The organism is Clavibacter michiganensis subsp. tessellarius, from assembly GCF_021922985.1.
GTDB classification, from domain to species: Bacteria; Actinomycetota; Actinomycetes; order Actinomycetales; family Microbacteriaceae; genus Clavibacter; species Clavibacter tessellarius.
In genome coordinates, this window is sequence record NZ_CP040788.1 from 2,263,468 (window position 1) to 2,277,959 (window position 14,492).

Sequence of the window (14,492 nt, forward strand, 5' to 3'; positions counted from 1 at the left end):
GCGGCCGCCCGGCGTCTCGACGCGCCGGGCGGCCGCGGTCGTGCGCGGCTGGATGGCGTGCCGGTGCGGGCGCCGACGACCGGGGCGGCCGCCGGCGGCCGCGGATCAGCGGATCAGCCGATCAGCGGATCAGCGGATCACCGCGCCGAGTACCCGCCGTCCACCAGGTGGTAGCTGCCCGAGATGAAGGACGCCTCGTCGCTGAGGAGGAAGAGCACGAGGGCCGCGACCTCCTGGTCGGTGCCGAGGCGGCCCGTCGCGTGCTGGCTCTCGAGGTAGGCGAGCGCGTCGGGCGAGAGGGAGGCGCGCACGAGCGGGGTGTCGATGAAGCCGGGGCCGACCGCGTTGGTGCGCACGCCGCGCGCCGTGTACTCGAGCGCCGCGACCTTGGTGAGGCCGACGAGGGCGTGCTTGCTCGCGACGTAGGCCGCGTTCTGCGCGAAGCCCACGGATCCGAGCACCGAGCTCATGTTGACGACCGCGCCGCCGCCCGCCTCCACCATCGCGGGGAGCTCGTAGCGGAGGCCGTAGAAGACGCCGTCGAGGTCGACCGCGCGCGTGCGGTCCCAGGCCGCGACGTCGTACTCGCCGATGTCGGCGGCGGGCGCGCTGATGCCCGCGTTGTTCACGGCGAGGTGCAGCGCGCCGTACGTGGAGACCGCGTGCGCGACGGCGGCCTCCGAGTCCTCCGCCTTCGACGTGTCCTGGCGGAACGCGGTGGCGGTGCCGCCCGCGCCCTCGATCTCGGCGACGACCCGCTCGGCCGCCTCCAGCTGGATGTCGGTGACGACGACCGACGCGCCCTCCGCGGCGAGCGCGCGGGAGATGGCGGCGCCGATGCCGCTGCCTCCGCCGGTGACGAGAGCGGTCTTCGTGTCGAACCTGGCCATGGGGATCCTCCTCCGGGTGTGGCGACGCGGGGCGGCGTCGCCCCTCGACGGTACGCCCGCACGATCCGGTCACCCGGGGTTCACCCCGCGTCCACCGTGCGGTCGGGGGCGCGCTCGGGGGCGTGAATACCTTTCGAGTGTGATGCGTCCGCCGGTACCCGGCAGCAGGCGCCCGAGATCGATGGAGACCCCACATGACCCTCACCCGTGAGACCCACCACCGGCTCCTGCCGGTCCTGTCGCGCGATCCCCACGCCCGCGGCAAGCGCAGCACCGTCACCTGCCACCTCAAGTGCGACGACGCGTGCACCAAGCCCGTCCCGAACGTGACCGACAACTCCTACTTCCGCGACATCGCGGGCCGCGCCCTCTCGCGCCGCACGCTGCTCGGCGGCGCGGGCGCGGGGGCTCTCGCGATCCTCGTGGCGCAGAACGCCGCGGCTCCCGGCGCCGAGGCCGCCGCCGCGCAGGCCGCGTCGAACCTGCCCTTCACCGCGATCACGCCCGTCGACGCCGCCGTCGACCAGTTCACCGTGCCGACCGGGTACCGCTGGCAGCCGATCATCCGCTGGGGCGACCCGCTCTTCAGCTACGCCGACGACTTCGACGCCGACAACCAGACGGCCAAGCTCGCCGCCCGCCAGTTCGGCTACAACAACGACTACCTCGACATCATCCCGGTCAACTCGCGGAACAAGGAGGCGCTCCTCGTCGCCAACCACGAGTACACCAACGAGAACATCATGTTCCCGCCGGCCGCGGACGCCGCCGAGCTCGACGAGCAGCGCCGCATCGGCAAGGCCTCGCACGGCATGTCCGTCGTCGCGCTCCGCCGCAAGACGGTCGGCCAGCCGTGGACCTACACGATCGGCCACCACCGCAACCGCCGCATCACCGCGGACACGCCCTTCACCGTGTCGGGCCCGGCCGCCGGATCCGCGTCGCTGCGCACCAAGGACGACCCGAAGGGCACGCGCATCCTCGGCACGCTCGGCAACTGCGCCGGCGGCACCACCCCGTGGGGCACCGTGCTCTCCGGCGAGGAGAACTTCAACGGCTACTTCCGCACCGCCGGCACCTCCGCCGCCGACAAGCGCTACGGCCTCGCCGACAAGGCGACGACCCGCGGCTGGGAGGCCATCGATCCCCGCTTCGACGCGCGCACGGCCGGCTACGAGAACGAGCCGAACCGCTTCGGCTGGATCGTCGAGGTCGACCCGTTCGAGCCCGGCGAGGCGCCCGTCAAGCACACCGCGCTCGGCCGCTTCAAGCACGAGGGCGCGAACGTCATCCTCGGGAAGAGCGGCCACGTCGCCGCGTACATGGGCGACGACGAGCGCTTCGACTACCTCTACAAGTTCGTGTCGCACGACACGATGGTCGTCGGCACCTCGCGCCAGGACCGCCGCAAGAACAAGCAGCTGCTCACCCGCGGCGCGCTCTACGTGGCGCGCTTCACGGGCGACTCGCCCGTCGCGGAGATCACCGGCACCGGCCAGCTCCCGTCCGACGGCTCGTTCGACGGCATCGGCCAGTGGATCCCGCTGGTGATCGACGGCGTCTGCCAGGTGCCCGGCTTCACCACCGAGGAGGCGCTCGTGCACACGCGCCTCGTCGCCGACGCCGCGGGCGCCACGAAGATGGACCGCTGCGAGGACGTCCAGCCGAGCCCCGTCACCGGCAAGATCTACGTCGCCTGCACCAACAACACCGACCGCGGCAAGGCCGGCAAGGAGGGCGCCACGGAGATGAACCCGAGGACGACCAACCGCGACGGACACATCGTGGAGATCACCGAGGACGGCGGCGACGCCCGCTCCACGACCTTCACGTGGAACCTGCTGCTCGTCGCGGGCGACCCGGCGAAGAACGAGTCGACGTACTTCGCGGGCTTCCCGAAGGACAAGGTCTCGCCCATCAGCTGCCCGGACAACGTCGCGTTCGACTCCGAGGGCAATCTCTGGATCTCCACCGACGGCGCCCCGAGCACCATCGGCCTCAACGACGGCCTGTTCAAGGTCCCCGTCGAGGGCGCCGAGCGCGGCCACGTGCAGCAGTTCCTCTCCGTGCCCACCGAGGCGGAGACCTGCGGCCCGGTCGTGCACGACACCGAGGGCATGGTGTTCGTCGCGGTGCAGCACCCGGGCGAGGACGGCTCATTCGCCGAGCAGCACTCGTTCTTCCCGGACTACGTGCCGGCCGGCGTCACCCCGCCGAAGGGCGCCTGGCGCGGACCGCGCCCGTCGGTGATCCAGGTGTTCCGCGGCTGATCCGCGGAGAAGCCGCTCGCGGGGTGACCCGCTGAGCTGATCGGGGGGCCGATCGGAGGGCCGGGGCGTGCGTGCGCCCCGGCCCTCGTGCGTGCGCTGGGCCGGTCCTCGGGACCTGGCGGGGCTAGCGTCGGGGGATGAGCGAGCGCGCGGATCCCGGCGACGCGGGACGCGGATCCGGCGACGGCTCGACCGACGACGAGCGCTGGCTGGTCGTGGGCGGGCGGCGGTGGCCGCGCACGGATCCGTCGCTGCCGGCCGACGTCGTGGAGGCGCTCAAGTCGCACCTGGGGCGCGGCCGCTCCGGGGTGGGGACGGCGAAGCGCCGGGGCGACGACGACGCGGTCGCCGCCGCCCGCGAGCGGGTCGGCCTCGCGAAGCGCGGCCTCGGCGAGCGCGGCCCGCGCTGGTGGGACGAGCCGGAGGACGCGCGGCTGGAGCGGGCGCGGGAGGCGCTCCGGTCCCTGGATGCGCTCGACGCGTCCGGCTGAGGGGCTCACCGGCTGACGGCGCCTCGCGACGCCCCGCGCGGGTCCAGGCTGGACCCATGCAGCTCTACTCCGCGCTCCCCCTCGTCCGCGCCCGGCAGATCGCGGCCGACACCGCGGCGCTCGCGGGCATCGTCGTGTCGGTGCTGCTGGGGATCGCGGTGGCCGCGCTCATCCGCCCGCTCGGCGACCTCGGCCGCAGCATGGAGCAGGCCGGCACGCGCCTCGGCACGGCGATGTCCGACGCGGCCGACTCCCTCGGCGGCCTGCCGCTCGTGGGCGACGCCGCGCGCGGGCCCTTCGAGGACGCGAGCGGGATCGGCGCGGGGCTCGAGCAGGCCGGGCGCGACCAGCAGTCGCTCGTCGGCACGATCGCGCTGGTGCTGGGCCTCCTCGTCGCGCTCGTGCCCATCGCGTTCATCGTGCGGCACTGGCTGCTGCGCCGGATCTCGTTCGTGCGGCGCGCGTCCGCGGCCCGCTCGCTCGCCTCGACGCCCGGCGGCACCGAGCTGCTCGCGCTGCGGGCGCTCTCCTCGCGGAAGCCGGCGTCGCTGCTGAAGGCGCACCCGGATCCGGTCGCCGCCTGGCGCGCGGGCGACCCGCGCGTGGTGCGCCAGCTCGCCGACCTGGCGCTCCGCGACGCGGGGGTGTCGGCGGGGCGGTGATCCCGTGGAGCGGCTCGACGTGACGCGGGACCCGTGCGAGGAGCATCCTCGGAGGCATGTCGCCTCTCCTCCTCGCCGGGCTCGCCGGCCTGCTGTCCGGGCTGTCGCTCGTCGTCGGATCCCTCGTCGCCTGGTTCGTGAAGGTGCCGCGGGAGGTCGTCGCGCTCGTGATGGCGTTCGGCGCGGGCGTGCTCATCTCGGCGCTGTCGTTCGACCTGGTCGACGAGGCGGCGGCCAGCGGTGGCGTGATCCCGACGCTCGGCGGGTTCGTCGCGGGCGCGGTCGTGTACGTGGTGCTCGACCAGATCCTCGAGCACGGCGGGTTCCGGCGGAAGCACCACGGGAAGTCGGGCGGCGGGGGCGGCACCGGCGTGGGGATCGCGCTCGGCGCCCTGCTCGACGGCGTGCCCGAGACGGCCGTGCAGGGCCTCAGCCTCACGGGCGGCGGGGCGCTCAGCATCGGCGTGCTGGTCGCCGTCGTCATCTCGAACTTCCCCGAGGGCATGTCGAGCACGGCCGACCTCAAGGAGAGCGGCCGGAGCGCGCGGTACGTGTTCGGGCTGTGGACCTCCATCGCCGTCGTCTGCGCGCTCTCCTCGCTCGGCGGGTACGCGCTTCTCGGAGGCCTGCCGGAGAGCGGGCAGTCGGTCGTGATGGCGTTCGCGGCCGGCGCGATCCTCGCGATGATCTGCGACACGATGATCCCCGAGGCGTTCCGCAAGGCCCAGGCGCTCACCGGGCTCGTGACGGTGCTCGGGTTCGTGGCGAGCTACGCGGTGCACCAGGCGGGCTGATCCGGGCGCGGCCACGGAGGGCGGATCCGTCGGGCGGGGTGCTCCCGCTCAGTCCTCCGCGGGCCGGTCGCGGGGCGACTGGTTGAAGCGCCGCAGCGCCTGGGCGAGCCGCTCGACGTCGTCGGTGTCCCACGCGTGGAGGCGGTTCTGGAGCCGGCCGCGCGTGCTGGCTCGCACCGCCTCGAGGCGCTCCTCGGCGCGCGGCGTGAGGCTGAGGGTGGTGGAGCGGCGGTCCTCGGGATCCGGCTCGTCCTGCACGAAGCCCTCCTCGCGCAGCACGCGGAGGTGCCGGCTGACGGAGCTCTTGTCCATGAGGAGGCCGGTCGCGACGGCGCCCGCGGAGGCCGGCCCGTCCGTGCGCAGCCACCGGGCGACCGCGAAGGCGCCGGGCTGGAGGCCGGGGTGGAACAGGGCCGCCTCCTCGACGCGGAGGGAGCGGATGGACATGAGGAGGCCGCTGAGCTCGGCGGCGACGGCCGACACCGCGGCCTCCCGCTCGTCCGCGGCGGGAGCGCTGTCGGCGCCGGAGGACGGGGGGTTCACGAAGGGAACCCTAACCGAACCGGATCAGGGGGTCCGGTACGCATTGCGTCCGGCCGTGGAGGTGGCGATCTCCGTGACCGAGAACGGCGTCCCCGTCACCGCGTCGGCGACCCGCAGGCCGAGCCGCAGCGCCGTCACGGTGTACTCCGCGCTCGTGCTCCGGCCGATGGCGGGGAGGTACGTGGATCCGGCGGGCGCCCCGGCCTGGTCCGGCTGCACGTTGACCTGCAGCGAGAGGACGCGCGGCAGGGCGTTGACGAGCGATCCGACGCCCGTGACGGCGCCCGCGGAGACGGCGGCGAGGTTCGTGCCGAGGTTCGTGACCGGCACCGCGAGGCCCGTGGTGACGGCCTGGCGCACGGGCGCGACGAGCCCGGTGGTCAGCGAGGCCACCAGGCGATCGCCGAGCGCCGAGACGGATCCCAAGCCGAGCGCCGAGAGCAGCCCCGCCACGACCGAGCCCAGGGTCCCGAGGCTGAGGGCCGTCGCCGTGACCGTGAACTGCTTGCCCGCGACGAGGTCGGCGAGGGTGCCCGAGAACTGCGACCGCAGCGCGAGGACCGGGATCGGGCTGCCGACGAGCGGCTGCAGGGTCACGTTCGCGGTCACGTCGACGACGACCGTGACCTTCTGGAGCGCGGCCGTCATGGCATCCCGGATGGCGAGGCTGCGCTGGTCGATCAGCGCGCCGACGCTCGCGGCCACCGTGCTGAGCGTCGCCGCGTCGACGAGGATCTCCGTGTTCGGCGCCTTCCCGTTGAGCCCGTTCGCGCCCCTGCCGAGGAAGTAGGCCAGGTCGACGGTCACGGTGCCGGTCGCGAGGTCCACCGCCACGCTGCCGTCGGCGCTCCGCAGCGGCGCCGTGAGCAGGGGCGCGACCGCCGTGGCGGCCGCGTCGACGCCCGTCACGCTGACCGTGCCCGTCAGCGCCGTGAGGCCGAGGGTGCTGCCGATGCTGCCCAGCGTGGAGAGGATCGTGCCGCGGATGGCGTCCGCGACCGCGCCCGTGGGCGTCGTGGTCGAGGATCCGCTGGTGAGCAGCGCGGCCGCGGCGGCGACGCCGGTGGTCGCGGCGGTGGTCGTCGTGGCGCTGATGCCGCGCACGGCCGGGCTCACGGCCGTGAGCTCGAGGCCCGCGATGCCGTACTGGCGCGTCGAGCCGGGCAGGGATCCGTTCCCCCACACCGCGTTCCTGCGTCCGCTGCACCAGTCGAGGACCGAGCTGGAGGCGACCGCGCCGAGCGCGAGCCGCGTGGTGGTGAGGGCCGACGTGCCGGTCGTCGCGTTGACGCTCGCGAGCACCCGGTCGAGGTCGATCGTCGCGCGGCCCGGCAGGGCGCCGGAGGCGGGCGTCGCGGTGACCCCGACGGCGCCCGAGTTCGAGACGAGGCCGCTCGCGGCGGCGGACGTGCCCGTCTCGGTGACCCGGACGTACTGGTTGAGCGCGCCCGCGGATCCGGCGGGGAGGCCCGCGGACAGGCCCGTGAGATCGAGCGTCGCGGTGGTGCCGAGGGCCTGCGCGACGAGCGGGTTGACGTACACGCCGGTGGCCGGGCTCGGCGCGCTCGCGGGCGTGGGCTGCGATCCCGGGCGCGCGTCGTCGACGGCGGAGAGGCCGGCGAGGCTCCCGAGCGCGTCGAGGTTGGTGCCGATCACGCTGCCGCGGAGGAAGCGCGAGGACGCCGTGGTCGTGAAGCCGGTGCTGGTGCCGCAGGTGAGGTTCTCCGTCGCGATGCGCGACTTCATCCACTCGGCGTCGCCCCAGGCGGCCTCGGACGGGACGACCGGCGGGGTGACCGCGCCCGCGACGAGCGCGACGGCGACCGCCGCGGCGACGAGCGCGGGGCGGCGGAGGCCGGGGAGGCCCGGGAGGCCGTCCGCGAGGAGGCGGCGGAGGAGCGGCGTGCGCGGGGCGCGGCGGCGCGCGTCCCGGCGGCGCGGCGCGGCGGTCATGCGGCCACCTCGCCGGGGGCGACGTCGGCGTGACGCGCGTCGGCGCGACGACGGGCCGCGCCGCCGCGCGCCAGCAGGCCGAGGCCGAGCGCGCCGACCGCCACGAGGGCGAGGGCCAGCACGTCGAGCGCGTTGCCCGTGCGCGGCAGGATCCCCGCGAAGCCCTCGGTGCCGCTCGCGGACGGACCCGCGACGGGCACGGCCACCGGTGCGGCGCCGGGGTCGCCGCTCTGGGCGTGCAGGCCGACGGCGACCGTGCCGGAGCGGCCCATGATCCGCTCGTCGCCGCTGTCGGCCGGATCCACCGAGGCCGTGAGCATGAGGTGCTCGCCCGCGGCGGCCGTGATGTCCGGCAGGTCCATGCGATCCGTCGACCCGCGGAACGCGCGGAGCGGCGTGGGCGCGAGGACGGACGCGGGACCGCTCGCGCAGGTGGGCGCGGTGCGCGGCGGGGCGGTCGGGGAGCGGACCCACTCGTCGTCGCAGCGGTCGACCTGGAGGAGCACGCCGCGGTCGAGGTCGGCGAGCTCGCCGCCGGAGCGGATCTCCACGGCGAGCGTCGCGGTCTCGGCGTCCGCGATGTCGGCCTGGATGATCCAGTGGCCGGGCTCGCCGGGCGCGACGTCGAGGAAGGCGGCGCTCCACTCCGAGGAGAGCGAGAGACGGCCGGGCATGCCGGTGTCGGGCGCGTCGATGACGGCCGCGGTCGCGCGGGCGCCGATCAGGGAGAGCCCGCCGACGAGGGCGAGCACGGCGGCGGCGGCGAGCATCCCGCGGAGGGGCGCCCGCGCCGCGTCAGCGCGCACGGCGGCCGGACGCGCGATGCCCGCGATCGCGCGGACGCAGCGCGTCGGCGGCGAGGGGCGGGGTGGCGAGAGGGGTGGTGGGGGCGGCGGATGCGGCGGGCGCGGCGGACATCGGCGCGGCGGCGGGTGCGGGAGCGGGCGCGGGCGCGGGTGCGGGCGCGGGCGCGGGCGCGGCGGACGCGATCGGCGGCACGGCCTGGGCGGCAGCCGCGGTGTCCGACGAGGCGGCGACCGCGGAGCCGGTCACGACGGTCGGCGCGCTCGCCGCATCCGCCGAGGGCAGCGGGACGAAGGACGACCGGCGGGTCGGCCGGGTGTCGGCCGTGCGCGACGGGCGCGGCGCGTCGGCGGTGCGCGCGGAGTGCGCGGCCCGCGGCGCCGGCGCGTTCCGCGGCGTCGCGGCGGACCGGCTCGAGCGCGCGGCGCGACGGGAGTCGGCGGCGGCCGGAGCGTCCACGGCCGGGCGGGCACCCACGGCGGGCGCCGCATCCGCGACCGGTCGGGCGTCCACGGCGGGCGCGGCATCCACGACCGGCGGCATCTCGGCGGTCCGGCCGGCGCGCGTCGTGCGGGGCGCATCCGCGGAACGGGCGGGACGGGCGGCACGCGCGGAGTGGGCGGCGCGCGGCGCGTCGGCCGCGCGCTCCGCACGCTCCGGACGCGCGCCACGGGACGGGCGGGACGCGCGGGCCGCATGGGCCGCATGGGCCGCGTGCGACTCCCGGGCCGTCTGCGCGGCGCGCTCCGCGTGGCCCGAGCGGCGCGAGCGGGCGCGACCGGCCGTGGCGGCGGCACGCGCCTCGCGGCGGCTCAGCGGAGCGGGCGCGGCGGCGGGGTCGCCGCCCGCCGACGCGTCGAGGGCCGACGCGTCGAGGGCCGTCGCGGTGACGGCCGGTGCCACGTCCGGCGTCGGCGCAGCCGCCGTCGTCAGCGCGGAGCGACGGGCGCGGGCCGGCGCGGACATGGCGGCCGCGGTCGCGACGTGCCGGTCGTCCGCGGGACCGTCCTCCGGCTCGGCGTCCGCTCCGGCGACCCGGCGGCCGCGGCTCCGTCCGGACGGCAGCGACGTCCCGATGAACAGCAGCAGCAGCGCGCCCACGATCCCGACGAGCACGAGCGGCGTGTGCAGGATCCGGTTGGCGTAGCCGAGGTACGGCACGCCGAACACGACGCGGTCGGCCGACGCGATGACGTACGGCGCCGGATCGGCGGTCTCGTTCGCGTCGCCCTGGAGGACGACCTGGCGGGCGGCCGGATCCTGCGGATCCACCCCCGCCGACGGCTGCTCGACCTCGCCCGTGACCGCGCCGATCGAGATGATGCGGTGCGTGACCGGCAGGTCGTACCCCGGCCGCTGCACCTTGATGACGTCGCCCACGTGCAGGTCGGCGGCGGGCACGGCGTCGACCATGATCGCGACGGACCCGGTCGGCAGCGTCGGCGCCATCGACCCGGTGAGCAGCACCACGAGCGAGAGCCCGAGCATCCGCGACAGCACGGTCCACGCGATGACGACCACGCCCGCGAGCCCCAGCAGGGTGATGACGGCGTCGCGCACGACGACGCCGACCGAGCGCCGGGGCCGCGACCGCGCGCGGGCGGCCTCGACGGCGTCACGGCGGGCGGCCGCGAGCGCGTCGCGGTCCCCTCTCCGTGTCGCCGTCACGGCGCCCTCGGCGGTCATGGCCCCGGTCCGATCCGGCTAGTTGACCGACGCGACGGACGTGCCGACGAACTCCCACGCCGGCGTGACCGCGCGGCCCTGGAGCGCGTCGACCGTGGTGCCGGTCGGCAGGGTCGGGGCCGTGGGCAGCGTGATCTCGAAGCAGTAGTACTGGACGGAGGTGCTGTTCGCGGCGAGCGCCTGCACCTGCGCCGCGGTCGGCTCGGCGGTGGCGAGGGGCCCGGTGGCGATGACGTTGGCCGCGGTGGCGAAGGTCGTCGCGTCGCAGGTGGCCGACGTCGCCGAGGTCGCGACCCGGAGGGTCAGCGCGTTGAGGAGGAGGTTGTTCGCGTCCACCGCGGCGTTCGCGGTGCCCGCGGCGGGCTCCGAGTCCTGCAGGAGGAGCGTGCCGGCGACGGATCCCGCGACGGTGCGGAGCGCGACGGGCGCGTAGACCGTGTTGCCGGGGATGAGCGCGAGGGCTCCGGGCGAGAACGTGAGGTCCTGGCCGGGGTTGGTCTCGCTCTGCGTGAATCCGGTGCCGGCGAACGGCGCGACGACGTTCTGCTCGACCTCGAAGGTCGAGGTGCCGAGGCCGGGGCCGCTGCCGTTGCCGCCACCGAAGACCCACTCGGAGTCGGTCCATGCGGCGAGGGTGGCCGTGACGCCGAGGCCGAGGACGAGGCCCCCGGACAGGAACGCCATGGTCTTGGTGCGACGCGACATGCGCGGACGCTCTGCGTGAAGTGCCATGAAGGTGATCCCCCTGATAGTGCGGGCACCGCATCCGGCTCGCGGATCGTCCTGCCCCCTGCGCCGCCTCGATTCGGGCGACATCGTGAAGGTAGGTCCGCGATCGGCCGCCGCCGAGGCCCGGAGGGGACAACCGGTACCCGCCCGGTCGTTCCCCAGTGGCGCGGGGGATCCGCGGGGCCGACTACCGAGGCGGGGTCTGTGCCCCGTGCGAGGGTCCGCAGGTCCCTCCCCCGCGATTCCGGGCCGGAACGGCTCCCCTGGTAGCCTCGTCCGCGCAGGCGGGGACGACGAAGGCGAGCCACATGACCGACGACACGCAGGACCCGGGCCCCCGCGACGGCGCAGCGCGCGACGCGAGCGCATCCGAGCCCCCCATCCTGAGCCGACGCGAGCTGCGTCGCCGCCAGCAGGAGATGGAGCAGAACCGCTCCTCCGGCGGCTCGGGCGACGCGCACCGCTGGGTGGATCCGTTCCCCGCGGTCCCCCGCACCTCCGAGGGCGGGCTGTTCGGTCCCGACCGCGTGCGTCCCGGATCCCCGGCCCCCGTCGCGGTGGACGACCCCACCTCCGGCGACGACGAGTCCGACGGCATCGACGACCTGGCGCCCGGCGCCGAGCCCGTCGACGCGCGGGACGACGCGGCCGACCTCCCCGTCGGCGCGGTCGGCGCCCGCACCGACGACGACGCGGACACCGGCGACGTCGAGGTCGTGGGCACGCGCGCGTTCGACGAGCTGTTCGTCGACGACGAGCGCGAGGCCGAGGTCGACGCCGCCGAGGACGCCGACGACGCGGCCGAGGAGCTCCCCGCCGGCGCCACCGCGCCGGGCGACGCCCCCTCCCCCTTCGACGCGGTCGTCGCGCCGGCGGTCGGATCCGCGTGGGCCGTCCCCGCGCCCCACGTCGTGAACGCGCACCCGTTCCGGATGCCGCTGCGCCCGTCGGCCGAGGTCGACGGCGAGGTCGACGGCGACGCGTCGGGCGACGCGAGCGCCGAGACCGCGTCGGCCGCCGCCGCCGAGCAGGCGGACACGCGCCAGGTGCCGATCACCCCGGCGATGCCCGAGCGCACCGCGGCGGCCGCGCCGGCCTCCGCGCCCGAGCCGCACCCCGTCTCCTCCCTCCCCCCGGCTCCCGTGGACGTCGAGGAGCCCGACGACGACCGCCGCCCCGGCAGCGACCTCACGGCGTTCCCCGACGCGGATCCGCAGCGCTACGTCATGCGCACCCCGCGCGCCGACGCCGCCACGAGCGCCCTCACCCTCTTCCCCGAGCAGACCGGCCAGCGCCCGCCGCGCGGCCCCGTCGTCGCGCGCACCGGGTTCCGCGGCTTCCTCAACAGCGTCACGGGCGGGGTCTTCAAGATCGCGCCGGGCGCCGAGGAGGCCGCCGCCAACGCGGAGGTCTCCCGCCGCGAGGGCGACGAGCGCGTGATCCGCCAGGCCACGTGGTCGCGCGCGGTCAGCGTGCTGGTCGCGAACCGCAAGGGCGGCGTGGGCAAGACGCCCACCTCCCTCATCCTGGGCGGGGTGCTCGGCTCCATCCGCGGCGGATCCGTCGCCGTGGTCGAGGTCACCGACGATCCCGGAGCGCTCGGCTACCGCGCCGAGGGCCAGCCGACCCGGGGACTGGGCGAGCTCGTGCGCGACCGCGACGAGATCCACAGCGCGGGCCAGCTCGCCGGCTACACGGCGCCGCAGACGAGCTTCGCCTCCGTCGTCGCGTCCGTCGGTCCGCGCCGCGAGCTCACCGGCGACGACGTGATCGGCGTCTCCCGCCTCATCGACGAGTACTACGCGATGCGCGTGATGGACTCCGGCAACCAGCCGTCGTCGTCCGCCTTCCGCGGCGCGATCGAGGTCACCGACGTGCTCGTCGTCCCCGTGCTCAACGCGGGCGACGCGGTGCTCGAGGCCGTCGCGCTGCTCGACTTCCTGCGCGAGCTCGGCGGCCACGCGGCGATGCTGGCCGACAACGCCGTGATCATCCGCCTGCACGACGGACGCCCGGAGGACCCGGCGGTCGTCGCGCGCATCGACCGCATCCTCGAGGACGCCCGCCCGGCCCAGATCTTCACGGTGCCGTACGACGCGCACATCGCCGAGCGCGGACCGATCTCGCTCGCGTCGCTCGACCCCGAGGTGGCGCGCGCCTTCACGGCCGCGACCGCGGGCGTCGTGCAGCGCCTGGCGCACGCGGTCCGCTGACGGGCGCGACCGGGGGCGGATCCGGGCCGGCCGGGGGCGAGGCCGGTTCCGCCGGGCGCGGCCCGCGGATCCGTCGCCCGCTCGACCGGGAGATCCTCGCGCTGGCGGTGCCCGCGCTCGGCGCGCTCGTGGCCGAGCCGCTGTTCCTCCTCACCGACACGGCGCTCGTCGGCCACCTCGGAAGCGCGCCGCTCGCGGGCCTCGGCATCGCCAGCGTGATCCTGCAGACGATCGTCGGCCTCCTCGTCTTCCTGGCCTACGCGACGACGCCCACCGTGGCGCGGCGGCTCGGCGCGGGCGACCGGCCGGGCGCGATCCGCGCGGGCATCGACAGCCTGTGGCTGGCGCTCGCGCTCGGCGCGGTGGTGCTGGTCGTGGGGCTCGTGGTCGCGGATCCGCTCGTGCGCACCCTCGCCGACACCGGCGGCGCGGACGCGGACCCGGCCGCGACCGCCGCCGTGGTCGACGCCGCGCGCACCTACCTCGGCATCTCGCTCGCCGGGATGCCCGCGATGCTCCTCGTCATCGCCGCGACCGGCCTCCTCCGCGGCCTCCAGGACACGCGCACCCCGCTCGTCGTCGCCGTCTCCGGCTTCGCGGCGAACGCGGCCCTCAACGCGTTCCTCATCTACGGGCTCGGGTTCGGCATCGCCGGATCCGCGTGGGGCACCGTCATCGCGCAGTGGGGCATGGCCGCCGTCTTCGTCCTGATCGCCGTGCACGCCGCCCGCGAGACCGGCACGACCCTGCGGCCCGGCCTCCGCGGCGTCGCGCGCTCGGCGGCCTCCGGCGGCTGGCTGCTGGTGCGCACGGCGTCGCTCCGGGCGGCGATCCTCGCCACGGTGGCGGTGGGCGCGGGGCTCGGGGTCACGGGGCTCGCGACCCTGCAGATCGCGCTCACCCTCTTCTCGACCGTCGCGTTCGTGCTCGACGCCCTCGCCATCGCGGGCCAAGCGCTCGTCGGCCACGGCCTCGGCTCCGACGACGTGCCGCGCGTCCGCGCGGTATCCCGCCGCCTCGTGCAGTGGGGCGTCGGCCTCGGCGCGGTCCTCGGCCTCGTGCTCGCCGCGCTCTCCCCGCTGCTCGGGCCGGTCTTCACGGGCGACGCGGACATCCACCGCATGCTCACCGCCGTGACCCTCGTGCTCGCGGTGGGCCTGCCCGTCGCCGGCTACGTGTTCGTGCTCGACGGCGTGCTGATCGGCGCCGGCGACGCCCGCTACCTCGCCCTCGCGGGCCTCGTGAACCTCGCGATCTACGCGCCTGCGCTGATCCTCGTGGCCTGGCTCACCGAGACCGGCCGCGTCGCGGGCACCCCCGCCCTCCTCGCGCTCTGGGCGGCCTTCGGCCTCGTCTACATCGGCGCGCGGGCGCTCACGCTGGGCCTGCGGGCGCGCGGCGACCGGTGGATCGTGACGGGGGTCGCGCGGGCCTGACCCGCGCCGACCGCGCGTGCG

12 protein-coding genes are annotated in these 14,492 nt (G+C 76.1%); 6 read left to right on the forward strand and 6 right to left on the reverse strand.

Annotated features, from left to right (window positions below; translation table 11 throughout):
- Positions 1-137: 137 nt before the first annotated feature.
- Positions 138-890 (reverse strand): SDR family NAD(P)-dependent oxidoreductase, encoded by a 753-nt coding sequence (locus FGG90_RS10560; RefSeq protein ID WP_094127283.1) that lies wholly within the window; start codon positions 888-890, stop codon positions 138-140.
- Between the two features lie 194 nt (positions 891-1,084).
- Between FGG90_RS10560 and FGG90_RS10565 the strand changes: the two genes are divergently transcribed.
- The 4 genes from FGG90_RS10565 to FGG90_RS10580 all read left to right on the forward strand — a co-directional run bounded on the left by FGG90_RS10565 (position 1,085) and on the right by FGG90_RS10580 (position 5,107).
- The gene (locus tag FGG90_RS10565) at positions 1,085-3,160 is read left to right on the forward strand and encodes a PhoX family protein (protein WP_094127281.1); all 2,076 of its coding nucleotides are present in this window, start codon (positions 1,085-1,087) and stop codon (positions 3,158-3,160) included.
- Positions 3,161-3,297: 137 nt separating this feature from the next.
- Positions 3,298-3,651 (forward strand): biopolymer transporter Tol, encoded by a 354-nt coding sequence (locus tag FGG90_RS10570; protein WP_094127279.1) that lies wholly within the window; start codon positions 3,298-3,300, stop codon positions 3,649-3,651.
- 56 nt (positions 3,652-3,707) lie between these two features.
- On the forward strand, positions 3,708-4,313 hold the full coding sequence (locus FGG90_RS10575) for a hypothetical protein (RefSeq protein ID WP_094127277.1): 606 nt from the start codon (positions 3,708-3,710) through the stop codon (positions 4,311-4,313).
- A 56-nt stretch (positions 4,314-4,369) separates the two neighbouring features.
- Positions 4,370-5,107 (forward strand): ZIP family metal transporter, encoded by a 738-nt coding sequence (locus FGG90_RS10580; protein WP_094127275.1) that lies wholly within the window; start codon positions 4,370-4,372, stop codon positions 5,105-5,107.
- 48 nt (positions 5,108-5,155) lie between these two features.
- Here FGG90_RS10580 and FGG90_RS10585 read toward each other — a convergent pair whose 3' ends face one another.
- The 5 genes from FGG90_RS10585 to FGG90_RS10605 are packed head-to-tail and all read right to left on the reverse strand — an operon-like array spanning position 5,156 to position 10,798.
- Positions 5,156-5,650 carry a MarR family winged helix-turn-helix transcriptional regulator gene (locus tag FGG90_RS10585; RefSeq protein ID WP_094127273.1) on the reverse strand — a complete coding sequence of 165 codons (495 nt, stop codon included), beginning with the start codon at positions 5,648-5,650 and terminating at the stop codon, positions 5,156-5,158.
- A gap of 24 nt (positions 5,651-5,674) precedes the next feature.
- Positions 5,675-7,603 carry a choice-of-anchor G family protein gene (locus tag FGG90_RS10590; RefSeq protein ID WP_094127271.1) on the reverse strand — a complete coding sequence of 643 codons (1,929 nt, stop codon included), beginning with the start codon at positions 7,601-7,603 and terminating at the stop codon, positions 5,675-5,677.
- Positions 7,600-8,373, reverse strand: coding sequence for a hypothetical protein (locus tag FGG90_RS10595; RefSeq protein ID WP_133065141.1), 774 nt, complete (start codon positions 8,371-8,373; stop codon positions 7,600-7,602). The genes FGG90_RS10590 and FGG90_RS10595 overlap by 4 nt, the downstream gene beginning before the upstream one ends.
- A gap of 25 nt (positions 8,374-8,398) precedes the next feature.
- Positions 8,399-10,093: a signal peptidase I gene (locus FGG90_RS10600; RefSeq protein WP_094127267.1), complete on the reverse strand. Its 1,695-nt coding sequence runs from the start codon at positions 10,091-10,093 to the stop codon at positions 8,399-8,401.
- An 18-nt stretch (positions 10,094-10,111) separates the two neighbouring features.
- Positions 10,112-10,798 (reverse strand): SipW-dependent-type signal peptide-containing protein, encoded by a 687-nt coding sequence (locus FGG90_RS10605; RefSeq protein ID WP_237583324.1) that lies wholly within the window; start codon positions 10,796-10,798, stop codon positions 10,112-10,114.
- Positions 10,799-11,130: 332 nt separating this feature from the next.
- Between FGG90_RS10605 and FGG90_RS10610 the strand changes: the two genes are divergently transcribed.
- Both FGG90_RS10610 and FGG90_RS10615 read left to right on the forward strand, forming a co-directional pair.
- A complete protein-coding gene (locus FGG90_RS10610; RefSeq protein WP_094127263.1) occupies positions 11,131-13,035 on the forward strand; it encodes a MinD/ParA family ATP-binding protein in 1,905 nt (634 codons plus the stop codon).
- 107 nt (positions 13,036-13,142) lie between these two features.
- A complete protein-coding gene (locus FGG90_RS10615) occupies positions 13,143-14,471 on the forward strand; it encodes an MATE family efflux transporter (protein WP_378143452.1) in 1,329 nt (442 codons plus the stop codon).
- Positions 14,472-14,492: the final 21 nt, after the last annotated feature.